15 protein-coding genes are annotated in these 16,181 nt (G+C 45.0%); 3 read left to right on the top strand and 12 right to left on the bottom strand.

From position 1 onward, the window contains the following. From KL866_RS13230 to KL866_RS13220, 3 genes are all read left to right on the top strand, one after another. Positions 1-895, top strand: an 895-nt coding sequence (locus KL866_RS13230) for a hypothetical protein (RefSeq protein ID WP_251140035.1), incomplete at its 5' end; no start/stop codon positions are given. A gap of 57 nt (positions 896-952) precedes the next feature. Continuing rightward, complete coding sequence (locus KL866_RS13225) at positions 953-1,486, top strand: RNA polymerase sigma factor (protein WP_025256280.1); 534 nt, start codon at positions 953-955, stop codon at positions 1,484-1,486. Further along, positions 1,483-2,193 carry a hypothetical protein gene (locus tag KL866_RS13220; RefSeq protein WP_311236149.1) on the top strand — a complete coding sequence of 237 codons (711 nt, stop codon included), beginning with the start codon at positions 1,483-1,485 and terminating at the stop codon, positions 2,191-2,193. Before KL866_RS13225 ends, KL866_RS13220 begins: the two co-directional genes overlap by 4 nt. Before the next feature lie 21 nt (positions 2,194-2,214). Here KL866_RS13220 and KL866_RS13215 read toward each other — a convergent pair whose 3' ends face one another. The 12 genes from KL866_RS13215 to gltB all read right to left on the bottom strand — a co-directional run bounded on the left by KL866_RS13215 (position 2,215) and on the right by gltB (position 15,925). Continuing rightward, complete coding sequence (locus KL866_RS13215) at positions 2,215-2,568, bottom strand: DUF1428 domain-containing protein (RefSeq protein WP_214995379.1); 354 nt, start codon at positions 2,566-2,568, stop codon at positions 2,215-2,217. Positions 2,569-2,666: 98 nt separating this feature from the next. Then, positions 2,667-4,022 (bottom strand): FAD-binding oxidoreductase, encoded by a 1,356-nt coding sequence (locus KL866_RS13210; protein WP_214995378.1) that lies wholly within the window; start codon positions 4,020-4,022, stop codon positions 2,667-2,669. A gap of 30 nt (positions 4,023-4,052) precedes the next feature. Beyond that, on the bottom strand, positions 4,053-4,652 hold the full coding sequence (locus KL866_RS13205) for a GNAT family N-acetyltransferase (RefSeq protein ID WP_251140034.1): 600 nt from the start codon (positions 4,650-4,652) through the stop codon (positions 4,053-4,055). A 7-nt stretch (positions 4,653-4,659) separates the two neighbouring features. Next, a complete protein-coding gene (locus KL866_RS13200) occupies positions 4,660-5,061 on the bottom strand; it encodes a DUF2721 domain-containing protein (protein WP_025256275.1) in 402 nt (133 codons plus the stop codon). Between the two features lie 155 nt (positions 5,062-5,216). After that, on the bottom strand, positions 5,217-5,621 hold the full coding sequence (locus tag KL866_RS13195; protein WP_025256274.1) for a rhodanese-like domain-containing protein: 405 nt from the start codon (positions 5,619-5,621) through the stop codon (positions 5,217-5,219). Positions 5,622-5,755: 134 nt separating this feature from the next. Continuing rightward, positions 5,756-6,661 carry a cobalamin-binding protein gene (locus KL866_RS13190; protein WP_214995377.1) on the bottom strand — a complete coding sequence of 302 codons (906 nt, stop codon included), beginning with the start codon at positions 6,659-6,661 and terminating at the stop codon, positions 5,756-5,758. Between the two features lie 131 nt (positions 6,662-6,792). Next, complete coding sequence (locus KL866_RS13185) at positions 6,793-7,737, bottom strand: cobalamin biosynthesis protein (protein WP_025256272.1); 945 nt, start codon at positions 7,735-7,737, stop codon at positions 6,793-6,795. 1 nt (position 7,738) lies between these two features. Continuing rightward, the gene (locus tag KL866_RS13180) at positions 7,739-8,440 is read right to left on the bottom strand and encodes a 5'-methylthioadenosine/adenosylhomocysteine nucleosidase (protein WP_025256271.1); all 702 of its coding nucleotides are present in this window, start codon (positions 8,438-8,440) and stop codon (positions 7,739-7,741) included. Positions 8,441-8,586: 146 nt separating this feature from the next. Next, the gene (locus KL866_RS13175; RefSeq protein WP_025256270.1) at positions 8,587-9,174 is read right to left on the bottom strand and encodes a DUF2726 domain-containing protein; all 588 of its coding nucleotides are present in this window, start codon (positions 9,172-9,174) and stop codon (positions 8,587-8,589) included. 211 nt (positions 9,175-9,385) lie between these two features. Beyond that, positions 9,386-9,832: a hypothetical protein gene (locus KL866_RS13170; protein WP_025256269.1), complete on the bottom strand. Its 447-nt coding sequence runs from the start codon at positions 9,830-9,832 to the stop codon at positions 9,386-9,388. 197 nt (positions 9,833-10,029) lie between these two features. Continuing rightward, positions 10,030-11,445 (bottom strand): FAD-dependent oxidoreductase, encoded by a 1,416-nt coding sequence (locus tag KL866_RS13165; RefSeq protein WP_012519580.1) that lies wholly within the window; start codon positions 11,443-11,445, stop codon positions 10,030-10,032. 13 nt (positions 11,446-11,458) lie between these two features. Next, on the bottom strand, positions 11,459-15,925 hold the full coding sequence (gltB, locus tag KL866_RS13160) for a glutamate synthase large subunit (RefSeq protein ID WP_214995376.1): 4,467 nt from the start codon (positions 15,923-15,925) through the stop codon (positions 11,459-11,461). Between the last annotated feature and the right edge of the window lie 256 nt (positions 15,926-16,181).

Raw genomic sequence — 16,181 nt, 5'->3', positions numbered from 1 at the left:
TAATTTTTATTATTTTTTGAAAAAAACTTGTCAGTTTTTAGCCGCTGTCATCGTCTATAGGGGAAAGTTAAACAATATACCCAACTGTACGATGAGCAGTGAACGCGTTGCAGCCTGGGGTGGAACACCAGTGGTACTCAATATTAACGCTTACGCAATAAAAAGGGATAAAGTGATGACAACGGTAACTTCAACTCGTGCAACATACCAACAAGCTAATAAGACTCTTCCGGCAAATGAAGCTTTCACGTGGCTTAAAGAAGGATGGCAGCTATTTAAAAAAGCGCCTTTCAAACTCTTAGGGCTTTCATTTTTAATGCTACTTACTGCTGGCCTTATTCAAGCATTGGCTGGACCTATTGGAATAGGCGTATCTAAATGGTTGAGCCCGCTTCTTACTACTTTAATGTGGTTGGCCATTGCTAATTTAGCAGTGAAGGGCAAAGTAAACTTTTCTGGCGGCACGATGCGTTCGTGGGCAAATGTTGCGCTATGGAGTTTATCTGGACCGATAATCGCGTGGATTCAGTTTCAGATTGGCGCTATGTTAATGGGGTCAGAGTCAGTGACTGCATTGGTGAACGGCACTATGGTAGATGTACCAGCATGGAAAGTTGGGTTAATGTTGGGCTCAGTGACACCAATAAGCCTTTTGCTTTTATTTGTACCATTGCTGCTTATTTTAAAGCAAAGCTCTATAGTGGAAGCGCTTAAAAATAGCGCGAAAGCGTTAGTTAGCGCCTACAAGCCTATGCTAGTTATTGGCACTGTTATTTTTCTAACAGTATTCCTTGCACCCTACACATTGGCGCTATCGGGCTTAGTGTTTGGTCCTATTGTTTCATGCGCTTGCTTTGTTGCTTATCAGCGTTTGTTCCGACAATCGTCTATTTAGCAAACCTTAACTGCTCGCTTAAAGCGTGGAATTAAAAATAATAAAAATGGAAATGCAGTGAAAGAAACTTTTCAAATAGAAAAACTGCTTAATGAATACGCGCCGCTTATGGCGCGTATTGCTGCAACGTTTGAAGCCAATAAATCACTTCAAGATGAGCTTATTCAGGAAATGTCTTTGGCCGTATGGCGCGCTTTTGAAGGCAATTTAAATGGCTCTAGCCATCATAATAGTGGCTTTCGCGGCGAGGCGAGCATTAAAACCTTTGTGGCAAAAGTAGCGCACAACAAAGCGGTTGACCACGTTATTAAAGAGCAGCGGCGTCAAGAATTTAACGATAGCGGTGAATATGATCTCTCTAACACATTAAATACTCACCCATCGCAAGATTCGACGTTACAAGAAAGTGCTATAGATCTTATGACAGGATTACGGCAGCTTGAAATAAAGTACAGACAGGTACTGGCTTTGCTTCTTGAAGGTTTCAGCCAGCTTGAAATAGCCGATATGTTAGGTATCAAAGAGAACGCTGTCGCTAAACGTATCAGTCGGGCCCGCCAGCAGCTAACGCAGATAATGGAACAGCCGTGAGCGAGGGTAAATCAGCCGTGAGCGAGGGTAAATCAGCCGTGAGCGTGGATAAATCAGCCATGAGCGAGGATAAATCAGCCGTGAGCGATAACAGACCGGCCGTGAGCGAGGGTAATGTAAACATGAGCAACGATAATTCAAATATGAATGAATTCGATAAGCAACTTGCACAGTGGCAAAGTGCATATAAAGAGGCTACGCCGTTAGTGGATACAGATGCACTGATAAAAGAAACCAAGAAGGCTAGATTTAAACTTAAAGCCAAAGGCGCTCTCGACTTTGTTTTCGGACTAGCGGTTTCGGTGTGGTGTCTAACCTTGGTGTTGTTCGAGCCACTGACTACGTATCAACTGTTGCTTTTTTCAGTACTTACGCCTATTCCTGTTGCTTTTGGAACATGGGGATATTGGGTTAGACAAAAACAATGGCAAACCCAAGCGTTAGATGTGCAGTCGATGCTGTCTTTTAAACAAACTCAATTAAAGCAGCAATTACACTATTGGAAAGTCAGTCTTTATGGATGCGTGACACTCTGGTGTGGATTGCTGGCACTCGCTATTTTCAACGTACTGATGTTCAACGCCTATACGCTATGGGTAACACAGTTACTCATAAACAGCGTAGTCGTTTTTATTGTGTACCGTCGATACAAAAAGCTAGCTGCCGATTTGCCGTCGGCGCTGGCGAAAATAGACGACTTAAAGTAGATAAAGTCTCTGATTACAGCCTTATAACTCCAACATAGGAACGAAACCCCCATAAATAAGGCGCTTACCGTCGAATGGCATGGGATTTTCGCTTTCCTGCATTCTGGGGTCTTCCATCACTTTTTGCCATGCGGTATCACGCACTTCTTTTGATGGCCAAAACGCAATAGAGAACACTACGGTTTCATTTTCTTTGGCTTTTACCGCTAAAGGAAAAGACGTTATTTCGCCATCGGGTACATCGTCACCCCAGGCTTCAAGAATTTTAATGGCACCATACTCTTTAAAAATGTCGCCAGCGAGCTTGGCGTGTTCAAGGTATAAGGTTTTATTTTCTGTGGGAACGGCTACAGCAAAGGCATCGATGTATGACATGAGGTGACTCCGTCAGTGATTAGAATACTAACATAGCCTAAATAATGAACAGTGCGCAACGGTGAATACGGCAGACTTACCGTAAAAAATCACTAAGATTAACGCTCTGCAATTTTAGCCCACTGATATAAACCGTGCAGTGCTAGTCTTCTTGCCTTGGGAAACGGGTATGTTTTAAGTGGTGATTGATAAAGGGGAAGGGATAAATCAACGTTACCGGTTCCCATCATTCGTTGAGCGAGGCGTTGCCCGGCAAAGGCGGCAAAGGACACCCCTGAACCGCAATATCCCATGGCATAGCCTATAGTACTAGAGCGCAGTGCGTTATTCTCGCCACTTTTATTGTCGACGAAAATACGGGGCATACTGTCTAGCGACACACTCACCCAACCACTCCAGAAGTAATCCATAGTAATACCGCTTAGGGAGGGGAAGCTTTTTACCATAGCGTTATAAAGTCGCTGCTTCTCTTTCACGCTTTCCGCATCTTTACCTTTTACTGCCCCACGACCGCCAAATAACAACCTACCGTCTGGCAACACCCGGTAGTAGTATTTCATCATCCGCGTATCCATAAAACTCATAGGAGCGGTTAACCCAGTCAAAGCGCGTTGTTCATTATTTAACGGGGCGGTAACAAAAATACTCGACTGCACAGGAAATTGTTTGTTGTCTACGCTGTCATGGAAGCGTTTGGGGGTATAGGCGTTAGTGGCTATGAGTATATGCTTAGCTGATACTGAGCCGCTTGGCGTGGTGACAAGAAACCCTGTTTTTTGCTTTTCAATGTGAATGGCTGGTGAGTCGTAGAAAAGCGTGGCACCGAGTTCTTTAGCTACTCTTGCATATTCACTCGCCAGTTTTAAAGGGTGTAAACATGCGCCTTCAAGCTCAACGCCACCATAAGCCCCTTCTATACCAAAACGCGCGGTAAGGTCTTTTGGAGTGAGGGTAGTGCTCGGTACATTGAAGTTTGATGCTAGATGATTAGCACTGGCACATAGTTGCTCGGCTTGCTTGACGTTATGGGCCAATTTTAAATAAGGCCCTTGTACTAAATCGACCTGCATATCAAAGTCTGTAATACGCTTTTTAAGCAAATCCACGGCACCGTCAAACTCGGTCTGCATGCCCGTGGCGACTGTATGACCCCATTTATCTTCTATAGCGCTTAATGACAGTCTACCGCTTCCCGAAAGCACAAAGCCGCCGTTACGGCCTGCACAGCCGAACCCGAGTGAATTTGCATCAAGTAGCGCGACTTGTTGTTTGGCTTGGGCAAGCGTGATTGCAGCTGACAGGCCTGTATAGCCACCTCCGATTACCAAGTAATCTGAGATAACGCTTTTATTTAACGACGGTAATGCAGTAGGTTTATGCGTAGCATGCCAATAGCTAGGAGGGGAAGGAAGAGAAGCTGAAACACCATGGGAAACAATAGGGTCGTAGGTCATATAAGTAATAATTACCTGATGAAAAGCTGCTTAGAAAGGAAGCAACATTTCTGCACCTTCACATTTACAATACCCTGAACATACAGGGCAATCATAGCCCTCATGAATAGATGCGTAGCGCCATTTGTTGGCGTGTTTCTTTATCAATTGGCCACCGTTTTTGGCGAAATACTTAAAAGCGCTGTTGCCAGGGCTTGCCAACCAAATATGAGCCAAGCCCGCGTTTGCGCCTTGTGCTTTGGCACATTCAATAGACTTACGTAATAGGTTGCTGCCAATGCCTTTACTTTGCATAGCAGGGGCGACCGTGTTGCATTTAAAATAGCAAACGTTTTCTATAAAATCAGGCCACAGGGAGGGGGAGCACCACTCATCAGTTTGCCATTGGTTATGGGCAAAAGTTAGTCGAAAACCAACAACTCTTTCTTGGTTGAGCGCGACCCAACTAGCGTTAACGTCGCCTAAGAAGCTCTTAGCGTAATAGTCGGCAATTAATGCATCAGTGAGGTAATTGTCACCGTGCACGAAATTCCCTAAGGTTATTACGCCAGTGAAGTGCTCGGGTGCCAGAGGTTCATAATTGATATCGTGTCCGGCTAGCATCGACGGTTGATTATTAATGATTGCCATAATTTGCTTAAGACTTTTTATTTGTAGGGATGTTTTTTATGCCATCAAGGTGGACATCTAACGCTTCTACTGAAATTAAAATCTCTCTCACAGACATCCACAAAGAGTAAAGTAGGGATACTAAACTCGCTGCAAATACCCAGTTACCGACGCTTTGATAAGCGAGGTATATTGCCAGCATAGAAACAACGCAAAGAAAAAAACTGCCTACACCAGCTATTTGCATGCGTTTAATCAGCTGAATGCGCAATCGAAGGTTTTTGATTTGTGCTTGTGTGTTGTCGTCATGCTCTTCATTAGAAAAGTTTCTGATAATGGTGGCCAGCGTTAAAAAACGATTGGTATAGGCCAATAACAGCAATGAGATTGCAGGAAACAACATAGCAGGGGTTGCGATATCTATTTGCATAAAAGAATGATATAAGCCTCAGTTCATAGAAGTGTATCACACGCATTTATTAACACACAGGGTATGTATATAGCGTGAATTATGAAGTGAAAATAGTGAATAAGCTCACGGAATAAAAAGGTAGACAATAAAGCGAGTGTCTCATAACTTAGCGATTACATTCTATCTACTGTCATGCCTGCCGCGCTCCAACCAAGCATATCGCCTTCTAAATGCATTACTTCAGAAAACTCTAATTCTTCGAGTACTTTCATTGCCAGCTTAGCTCGTCGTCCTGAACGGCAATAAATAATAATTGGCTTGTTTTTGTGACCTTCTAGGTCGCTTAAATAGTCGTTAATATTTTCATGAGGCATGTTAACCGCCCCCGGAATGTGGCCGTCTGCAAATTCTTGTGGGGTGCGTACGTCAATGAGGAGCCAGTCGTTATTAGCGACCCGTTCAATAAGGTAGGGGGATGCAGCGACAGATGATTGAGCGGTCGCTTTTGCCGTACACTGAAGTGACGCAAATAATGTAATACCGACAACAAAAAGAAAAACTGCAACGACAATCCGCATGAAAAGAAACGTTTACCTTTGATAAAAAATGTTAAAACTACTCGACCTCATTCATGCTATTTCGACTAGGTAGTGCATGAACTTTCGGTTATCTAAACTGCACAGAAGGTACAAATTACACTTAAGTATAGCGCTTATGCACCTTGTTTAATACCTTCGCACATCACTTTTAGTTCATTTATTAATCGCAGTGAGAAGCGACTGGTAATATCGGGATTAACAACAATTAAAGGTGCAGTTAGAAACGAACGATGTTCGCTCCAATAAGCTTCAAGCTCCATAGGTGAGTGCTTTGACGCGGCAATGAGCACTTGTGGTTGACGAGTAAGTACCTCTTTTAGACCTACCTGCGGATAGTCGACAGGGCTGTCTTCAAAAATAGACCGGGCGCCACAGACGTGAAGCAGTTTATTTGCCCATGCGTTTGGACCAATACTCATAAGTGGCGTTGTCCACGAGTAGTAAAAAACCGGCTTCAAAGTCTCTTGCGCGTACTCGCCTTCAAGGGCGTTGAGTGTGGCAATAAAATCATCCGACAATTTCATTGCTTTTTCCTCAGTACCCGTTATTGCGCCAAGCTTTTTTATCTCGTGAGCAATATCAGCAATGCTTTCAATGTGACTTCTAAATACTTTGATTCCCATAGACGACAGTTTATGGATATCTTGTGGTTTATTTCCTCCATCCCACGCTAGAATTAAGTCGGGTTGAAGTGAAACTATAGCCGATATGTCCGCACCTTGAAAATCAGCCACCCGTTCGATAGACCTCGCCTGTTTGGGGTAATCGCTGTAATCACTTACGCCGACAAGATTACCCCCGAGGCCTAAACTAAAAGCCCATTCAGTAAGATGAGGCGCCAGGCTTACTATTTTCAACGGTGGATGATCGGGTTCTTTAATTTCTCTGAGTGTCTCATTATTCGATGCGGCCAAAGAGCTTTGGGGAAAAGAAAGAAAGGCTAGAGATAACAAGGCTAAAGCTATCGCTTGATATACGTGAAGATGAAGTGAACTGCGAAACAAAGCGCGAGCTAGCATATGAAAAACATCGCATTTCAGATCTATGTAATTGTTTGTGGAAATTGTTTTGTATTGATAGCGCATCTATATAGTTCTCTAAATGGAGCTGCGAATAGCGCAATAGCGCGCATAAAAAAGTGTAAGCCGAGTTATAGACTTGCTAATGCAAGTAAAACCAACGTAGCCACAGAGGCAGTAGCTATCATGGCGTAAACGATAATGCTTTTGGCTGCCAGCATGTGTGAGTACTTAACTTCGTTTACACCGCCTACTCGTACATAACGATACTTTTTATTAGCGTAAATTACTGGCCCGCCAAGTTTTATATTAAGTGCTCCACCCATAAGCGCTAGCAGAAGCGATGTTTTATCTTTAGATGGCGATCGCCTCATAGCATTAAACCCATTAATAGGGTGGCTGACGAGTAGCGTTAACCCCCCTCCTATGACTGCAGGTGGAATTGTGAGGATAGAAACTAACTTTCGCACAGGTAAAGCAAAGAAGACCATATTTGGCGTTCGGTAATGCCACTGCCATGAAGTCAGCAATAATAAGCGGTAAGCCAGTGCGCCTATTGGCCCTGCCACCACGAAATAAAAAATAACGCCGCAGTACAGATAAAGAAATTTAAGCCAAAGCGATTCAATCGCGGCTTTAGCAATACCTATATCAGTTAATGAGTTACATTGACGTGCTGTGATGGTCTGTACCATTTCACGGGCGAGAGATTTTTTGTTTCTACCTACACTTGCCAACACTTTTTTATACTGCTGGCGCTGGTAGCCAAAATCGAGTAGCGCGACAAGAATAATCGCTTCAAAGAAAACGGGGTACTGAGCCATATATACCAAGATGGCGACACAAATTACCAAAGGCGCCAGTAGGACTAATGCGGCTAACGAACCCGAAATGTAGTGCTGCGACGGGCCATAGTCGGAAGAAGGCACCACTTTACGCCCCATTTGTAAAACAAGGTAACGCATAAGTGTTAATGGGTGAGTACTTTGGGGCCAGCGCCACAATGCATCAACGGCGATAGCCAGCCAAAGTATCAATAGCGACTGATATTGCGGGTCGCTAATTACCTCTTCCATCTTATTTTGCGAGGGCCTTGATCATCGCCATAACAAGCTGAGCTGAATGTTTAGCAGCTGTGTCTAAATATTCTTTAAAGCTTACTGACGATGTTTTACCAGCAATATCTGATAATGAGCGAATAACTAGAAATGGTGTATCGAGCATATGGCAGGTTTGTCCGATAGCTGCGCCTTCCATTTCCACCGCTTTCATATCAGGGAAGTTTTCACGCAAATCCGCCACCGCTTCATCGCTACCGATAAAGGCATCACCGGTGCAAATTAAACCTGTTGTCGATTGCAATGAGGTAATCTCTGCAGCTGCGGTACGCGCGGTTTCCATTAGCGTAGTGTCGCAGCGAAAATCTTCAGGCATACCTGCACATTGACCTAACTTGTAACCAAAATGGGTTAAATCAGCATCGTGGTGAATAACGTGACTCGCAATCACTAAGTCACCAATGTTCAAGTTTTTGTCGAAACCACCGGCAGAACCCGTATTAACCACTGCATCAGGAGCGTGCTGCTCAATCAATACAGTGGTAGCGATAGCAGCTGCCACTTTACCAATGCCGCATTTAACCAACACTACTTCAATGTCGTTAAGTGTGCCTTCATAAAATATAAGGTGCTTCCACTTTGTTTCTTTTACGTTCCAAAGTGACGCTTTAAGTAGCGCAACTTCTTCATCCATTGCACCTAAAATACCAATTTTTTTCATAACTCTACCGACGGTGTTGAGGGAATTTAACGGGTTAATTGTATAAGGAAATTAGAGAAACTGACAGAAAAATGCCTTTGTTACCGCTATTTGAGAGTAAGAAAACAGCGAAGCAACAAAGGCTAGGGGAAGCGAAATAGACTGTATCAGGCTGCAGCGGGTCTACTTGAACGAACTGGGCGAGTAGGGCGCTTAGGTGGTTCTGGATTATGCGTTGGTAGCTGGGCCATTTTATTTTGTAATCGACGATAAGGAATCAGTTTGTTTTCCAAGCACTCACGAATATCATCAACGGTGTAGCCAGATTTAACTTTAATTCTTGCGTGAGGAAGGCCCGCCGCATCTAGAGCTCCGGTTACAAACCAGTCTTTTTGCGTTTTATAGCCATCTTTACCTTGGTTATGTACTAAGTCGATGGCCATGACTGGGCTCATATCTTGTTTGTCGACCAATACAAAATCTAACTGTCTGCTTGATGCCCTGCTTAGGGCTTGGCTTGCTGTTTTTTTCTTAGCAGACTGGCGTACTGACACTAAATCATTAAGGCGTACGCGACATACAATTCTAAACTCTCTTCCAACGGCCTGTTCGATAAGGTTCAAAAAACTATGCTCTACCGGTGTAAACAGCTGTGGCTTCCGTCTAAATGGAAATGCGACACCACCGTCTGACAACTTTATGGCACCTAGTGCAACAACAATAAGTAACATCATTAAAATAATTGCCAATTCCATCGTAACCCTCGCAAATATCAATAGAAAAAGTCATGACAGAAGTAATCAAAAGCTAGCCGTGTCTAGTGGTATGTGACTTAGCAGCGCGAGCTTCGTTTACGATATAGGCGTCATAAAAATGACGCCTAGTACTGTCATGAAGTAGTTATTGATAAAATTGCAAAGCGGGTGCCAACATGAGCTATTTCGTTAGCAAATTTTTACGTAGGCTCTATTTGGCTTTTGATGTGACCAAAATATCAACCTGAGAGCCTGAATTATCGGGGCTTATTATTACTCTTATATCTTTATCGGTAGACGAAAGCAGAGTACGCCCGCTAACCGGGGAGTGAGTTTTTAGCGAAGGGTGCGACGTTTGATAAATACTGAGAATTTCATTGGGTGTGCGTGGCGAATGGTAAACCATTACCGCCGACATGTTTTTGTCAAAGGCTTGGCACTGTCTTGCATCATCAGAAATTTTCACCTGCAGAAATTCGGAAGGGCAAGACACAATAGTAGGTTTACTTAAAGACACCGCACTTTGGTTACTCGTTTGCACTCTAACTTGGGCATTTAACGAAGAATCTACTGCAAGGGGATCTGCAAAACAGGCATTACCCGCGGCTGAGGCTAATGCTAAACAAAATAAGAGCTTCTTAGTGTTTACGTGCTTCATAGGTAGGTTCTTTATCCAATACGCGATATTTTTTATTTATTTTAACGATACTAGAGGCGTTACTCTTTCTCTTCAACTAAACCTTGGTCTATTAAGGTATGTAAGTAGAGCTTTTCGTATTTTCTGTGGCGTGTATAAACGAAAAAGCTCGATAGCGAGGCTATCGAGCTTTTAATGACAAAGGTTATTCGCGAAGGTTAAACGCCAATATAATCCATGATACCTTCGGCAGCCTTACGGCCTTCGTCGATAGCGGTAACAACTAGGTCACTACCGCGCACCATATCACCGCCAGCAAACACTTGTGGGTGTGAGGTTTGGAAAGCAAATTTACCCGCAGAAGGGGCGCGCACGCGACCTTTCTCATCAAGCATAATGCCGAAATCGGCAAACCATGGCGCAGGGCTTGGTTGGAAACCAAATGCGATAATAACTGCATCTGCTTCAAGTACGTGTTCAGAACCTTCTACTTCAACAGGGCGGCGACGACCATTTACATCTGGCGGCCCCATTTCGGTTTTAACGAACTTAACGCCACAGGCTTTTCCGTTTTCATCAACGGCTATATCAAGAGGCTGTAGGTTGAATTTAAACTCAACACCTTCTTCTTTAGCGTTAACCACTTCGCGGCGTGAACCAGGCATACTTTCTTCGTCACGACGATACGCACAGGTTACTTGCGCAGCTTCTTGACGAATTGAGGTGCGTACACAGTCCATGGTGGTATCACCACCACCTAGCACAACAACACGCTTGCCTTTCATGTCAACAAAATCAGCAGGGTCTTTTTCAAGACCCATTACGCGGTTGGTGTTGGCTATAAGGAAAGGAAGGGCATCATACACGCCTTCAACGTGTTCGTTGTCAAAGCCACCTTGCATCGACTTGTACGTACCCATTCCTAGGAAAACGGCATCGTATTTATCGATTAAATCCTGAAACTGAATGTCTTTACCAATTTCAGTGTTAAGTACAAACTCAACACCCATTTCAGTAAAGATTTGGCGGCGTAGCTTGATAACATCTTTCTCTAATTTGAAAGACGGGATACCAAACGTGAGCAGACCACCAATTTCTTCGTATTTATCGTAAACAACAGGTTTAACGCCGTTACGAACTAGAATATCAGCACATGCGAGACCCGCAGGACCTGCACCTACGATTGCCACTTTTTTGTCGGTCCATACCACGTCAGACATATCTGGGCGCCAGCCCATTTTGAATGCCGTATCGGTGATATATTTTTCAATACTACCAATAGTTACTGCACCAAAGTCGTCGTTCAGTGTACATGCGCCTTCGCATAGTCTGTCCTGCGGACAAACGCGACCGCAAACTTCCGGCAAGCTGTTGGTTTTATGAGAAAGTTCAGCAGCTTCTAAAATACGGCCTTCGTTCGCTAAGCTTAGCCATTGTGGAATATAGTTGTGCACAGGGCACTTCCATTCGCAATACGGGTTACCGCAGTCCAAGCAGCGGTCTGCTTGGCCTTCGGTTTGAGATTGGCTTAGCGGTTGATAAATTTCCGCGAACTCTTGTTTACGTACCATGATCGGCTTTTTAGGCGGATCGATACGTTCAACATCGACAAATTGATATACGTTCTTTGCCATAAACTAAATCCTCCTACTGAGCCTGAATGCGTAATTCAGCACTTGAACGACTGATGTGACCAAGCAAGTTTTTCACATCACTGGTTTTTGGCTTAATAAGCTTAAAGCGTTTCAGCGTTGCGGCGAAATCAGTAAGCAGTGACAACGAGTGCTCGCTTCCTGTTTCTTCGTAATGCTGATTAATTAAGCCACGTAAGTGCTCAGCAAGAATTGCTTTGTCTTCAATTGGCATAACATCGACCAGTTCGGCATTTACGCGGTTATCAAGGTCGTCGCCATCATCCATAAGATAAGCAAAACCACCTGTCATACCTGCGCCGAAGTTCACGCCAACCGGACCAAGTACAGCAATAATACCGCCTGTCATGTATTCACAGCCGTTATCGCCAATACCTTCCACTACCGCAATCGCACCTGAGTTACGTACGCCAAAACGCTCACCAGCGCGGCCAGCAGCAAGCAGTTTGCCGCCTGTTGCGCCGTAAAGACACGTATTACCCATAATGGCACTATCGTGGGCGTCGTACGAAATATTACGGGGTGGGTGAATAACAAGCTTACCACCGGTCATACCTTTACCTACGTAATCGTTGGCATCGCCCTCAAGGTGCATATGCAGGCCGCCAGCGTTCCATACGCCGAAGCTCTGACCTGCTGTACCGGTAAGTTCAACCTTGATAGGTGTATCTTCAAAGTCGTGGTTACCGTGGTGTTTAGCAATTTCACCTGATAGCAAAGCGCCTACAGAACGGTCGGTATTGCGTACAGGGTATTTAAGAGTTATTGACTCTCCATCTACCACAGCTTGCTGAGCATCTTTAAGCATCTGAGCATTTAACTCGCCTTTATCGATAGGCGCGTTAGTGGTTTGCGAACAAAATAGGCGAGTGTGGTCGCCCGCTTTAGGCTGCGCAAGTAGTGGCGACAGGTCCAAGCGATTTTGTTTAGCAGTAATGCCGTCGAGCACTTTAAGTAGCTCTGTGCGGCCAACTAAGTCGTCGAACTTAGCGACACCCATAGACGCCATGATTTCACGTACTTCCTGAGCGATAAACTTGAAGTAGTTCATCACCATGTCAGGTAAGCCAATAAAGTGATCATCACGCAGCTTTTGATCCTGCGTTGCTACACCGGTCGCACAGTTGTTTAAGTGGCAAATTCGTAAGTATTTACAACCAAGCGCTACCATTGGGCCCGTACCGAAACCAAAGCTTTCCGCACCTAAAATACCTGCCTTAACTACGTCAAGACCGGTCTTCAAGCCACCGTCGGTTTGAACCCGTACTTTATGACGTAAGCCATTTTCAATCAGTGCTTGCTGCGTTTCAGACAAGCCTAGTTCAAACGGACTACCTGCATATTTAACAGACGTTAGTGGGCTTGCACCTGTACCGCCGTCGTAACCTGAAACGGTGATAAGGTCGGCATAGGCTTTCGCTACACCCGTTGCAATGGTGCCAACACCCGGCTCAGATACCAGCTTAACCGATATAAGCGCCGTTGGATTAACCTGCTTCAAATCAAAAATTAGTTGAGCCAAATCTTCAATTGAATAGATATCGTGGTGCGGCGGCGGTGAAATAAGGGTTACACCCGGCACAGAGAAACGAAGTTGTGCGATGTACTTATTGACCTTATCGCCTGGAAGCTGACCACCTTCTCCCGGTTTTGCACCCTGTGCCACTTTAATTTGAATAACGTTTGCGTTAACTAAATAGTGAGGTGTTACACCGAAGCGGCCTGACGCCACCTGCTTAATTTTAGAGTTCTTTTCAGTACCAAAACGAGAAGGGTGCTCGCCACCTTCCCCTGAGTTAGACTGACCGCCCAAGCGGTTCATTGCAATCGCTAGTGCTTCGTGCGCTTCTGGGCTCAATGCACCAATTGACATAGCCGCAGTATCAAAGCGCGGGAATAAGTTCTCCGGTGCTTCTACTTCGCTAATATCAATAGGATCGCAATCTGGGTTTATAGCTAGCAAGTCGCGAATGTGCGCAGGCGCACGTTCGTTAACAAGCTTGGCGTATTGCTGGTAATCGTCGTAGTTACCTGACACAACCGCCTTTTGAAGCGTACTTACTACGTCTGGGTTGTAGGCGTGATATTCGCCACCGTGCACGTATTTAAGCAAACCGCCATGGTCTACAGACTTGCGTTTAAGCCATGCAATTCGGTTAAGGTTCACAAGGTCTTGATGGAAGTCATCAAAGCCCGCACCCTGAATGCGCGAAGTTACCCCTTTAAAGCAAAGGTTCATTACTTCGTTGTTGATACCCACCGCTTCAAACAGCTTAGAGCTACGGTAGCTTGCAACTGTGCTAATTCCCATCTTAGACATGATCTTATACAAGCCTTTGTTGATACCTTTACGGTAGTTCAACGTGGCCTGCATAGGAGAAATATCTAGCTCACCTTTTTCACAAAGCTGTTCGATAGTTTCGTAGGCAAGGAATGGGTAAACCGCAGTGGCACCTAAGCCGATAAGTACGGCAAAGTGATGCGGGTCTCGGGCGCTCGCTGTTTCAACAACAACGTTCGCGTCACAGCGCAATGACTTTTCAACGAGACGGCGCTGGACTGCACCAACCGCCATGGCCGCTGGGATAACCAGACGGTTTTGTTTAATGTTTCTGTCAGACAGAATAACGAACGCAGCTCGTTTATTCTTAACCAGCATTTCTACTTCGTTACACACGCGCTCAATGGCTTTCTTCAAACCTTCTTGCGGTGCATATTGAAGCTCTACCACTTCTGAGTAGTAGTTGTCTGGGTTAAATTCACGCAGCTGTTTAAGGTCGGTATACATCAATATCGGCGATTCAAACAATACGCGGTCAGCGTAACCAGAAGTTTCGCTAAAGACGTTCTGCTCGCGACCAATACAGGTTGCCAACGACATAACGTGGTTTTCACGTAGTGGGTCAATAGGCGGGTTAGTAACCTGCGCGAACTGCTGACGGAAATAGTCGTAAACGGTACGCTGGCGCGATGACATGACAGCCATAGGCGTATCGTCACCCATAGAGCCAACCGCTTCTTGCCCGTCTTTTGCAAGTACTTTTACAACTTGCTGAATTTCTTCATAGCTGTAGGCGTGTAGCTTGTGATATACCGCCATGGCATCATCGTCAAACACGCGCTTGCCAATTAGCGAGGCATCGAGCTGCTCGATAGGGGTCAAACGACGGATGTGTTTTTCTAGCCATTCTTTGTATGGATGACGCGCTTTTAAGTCGTCATCAATTTCCGTAGAACGCCAGATTTTGCCCGTGTAAGTATCTACAGCAAGCATTTCACCTGGACCTACACGGCCTTTCTCAATAACGTCAGCTTGCTCGTAGTCCCAAATACCCACTTCTGAGGCAAGAGTAATAAACCCGTTTTTGGTGATGACATAGCGAGCCGGGCGTAGGCCATTTCTATCTAGGTTACAGGCAACATGACGGCCATTCGTTAATACGATGCCGGCAGGGCCATCCCACGGTTCCATGTGCATCGAGTTAAACTCGTAGAATGCACGCAGGTCATCATCCATGGTTTTGTTATTTTGATAGGCAGGTGGAACAAGCAAGCGCATGGCACGGAATAAATCCATACCACCGGCTAGGAATAGCTCCAGCATATTATCCAGTGACGATGAGTCTGAACCTTCAGTATTTACAAAAGGCGCAGCATCTTTAAGGTCGGGGATAAGCGGCGTTGAAAACTTAGCGGCACGTGCCATCGCCCAGTCGCGGTTACCTTTAATAGTGTTAATTTCACCATTATGCGCAAGGAAGCGGAAGGGTTGAGCTAGCGGCCAACGTGGTAAAGTATTCGTTGAAAAGCGTTGGTGGAAAACGCAGATTGCGCTTTGCATACGCTCATCGGCAAGATCGTGATAAAAGGCGGGTAAATCTTTTGGCATTACCAAGCCTTTATAAATTGTTACTAAGCCTGATAAACATGCTACGTAAAAATCTGGATCTGCCTCTAGTCGCTTTTCAGCTCGGCGGCGGATCATATATAGGCGACGCTCTAGGTCACGTTTTCTCCAGCCCGCTGGAGCGTTCACAAAAACCTGTTCGATTTGTGGAACGCCCGTAAGCGCTAATTCACCCAGTACTGAGCGGTCGACAGGCACTTCGCGCCAACCCACTACTGAAAGTGTTTCCTTTTCAAGTTCTTCATTAAGTACTTCACGCGCAGTTTGCGCAAGTACCGGGTCCTGACTTAAGAAAATCATGCCCACGCCGTATTTTTTGCTGAGTTTCCAGCCATTTTCTTCGGCGATTGCATGGAAGAACGCATCCGGTTTCTGCAGTAATAAACCACAGCCGTCACCGGTTTTCCCGTCGGCGGCGATGCCGCCACGATGCTGCATACGGTCAAGACCGTGTATAGCAGTCGTTACCAATTCGTGACTGGCTTCCCCATGAGTGTGAGCAATTAAGCCAAACCCACAGTTGTCCCGGGAATCATTGGGATTATATAAACTCATCTCTTAACTCCTTCAACCTTTTGACTGGGCAAGGTATGCGTTGCGTGTAGATGCGCCTAGGTTTGCGTATCACAACATTATTAGACGTCTTTTAAACCTGCGAGCGGTATTGCTCGCGGCATGCGCCTTTCTTGTCGTTATTTATTATTAGAGGATTCCAGTCGTTTCCGCATTTTTATGCATTATTGCTGTGCGGGCCGTACAAAATACCCACATTGAAAAATAAAATCAAACGCTAAAAATATCAGGTTTAGAG

It is taken from the genome of Alteromonas sp. ALT199, assembly GCF_018619335.1.
GTDB lineage: Bacteria > Pseudomonadota > Gammaproteobacteria > Enterobacterales > Alteromonadaceae > Alteromonas.
Note: the sequence above shows the minus strand (reverse complement) of the source record. Positions and strands in the feature narration are given on the sequence as shown.

Coding starts and splice junctions, on each gene's coding strand:
- KL866_RS13215 (WP_214995379.1), bottom strand. CDS start 2,568: ATGTCATACATCGATGCCTTTGCTGTAGCCGTTCCCACAGAAAATAAA.
- KL866_RS13210 (WP_214995378.1), bottom strand. CDS start 4,022: ATGACCTACGACCCTATTGTTTCCCATGGTGTTTCAGCTTCTCTTCCT.
- KL866_RS13205 (WP_251140034.1), bottom strand. CDS start 4,652: ATGGCAATCATTAATAATCAACCGTCGATGCTAGCCGGACACGATATC.
- KL866_RS13200 (WP_025256275.1), bottom strand. CDS start 5,061: ATGCAAATAGATATCGCAACCCCTGCTATGTTGTTTCCTGCAATCTCA.
- KL866_RS13195 (WP_025256274.1), bottom strand. CDS start 5,621: ATGCGGATTGTCGTTGCAGTTTTTCTTTTTGTTGTCGGTATTACATTA.
- KL866_RS13190 (WP_214995377.1), bottom strand. CDS start 6,661: ATGCTAGCTCGCGCTTTGTTTCGCAGTTCACTTCATCTTCACGTATAT.
- KL866_RS13185 (WP_025256272.1), bottom strand. CDS start 7,737: ATGGAAGAGGTAATTAGCGACCCGCAATATCAGTCGCTATTGATACTT.
- KL866_RS13180 (WP_025256271.1), bottom strand. CDS start 8,440: ATGAAAAAAATTGGTATTTTAGGTGCAATGGATGAAGAAGTTGCGCTA.
- KL866_RS13175 (WP_025256270.1), bottom strand. CDS start 9,174: ATGGAATTGGCAATTATTTTAATGATGTTACTTATTGTTGTTGCACTA.
- KL866_RS13170 (WP_025256269.1), bottom strand. CDS start 9,832: ATGAAGCACGTAAACACTAAGAAGCTCTTATTTTGTTTAGCATTAGCC.
- KL866_RS13165 (WP_012519580.1), bottom strand. CDS start 11,445: ATGGCAAAGAACGTATATCAATTTGTCGATGTTGAACGTATCGATCCG.
- gltB (WP_214995376.1), bottom strand. CDS start 15,925: ATGAGTTTATATAATCCCAATGATTCCCGGGACAACTGTGGGTTTGGC.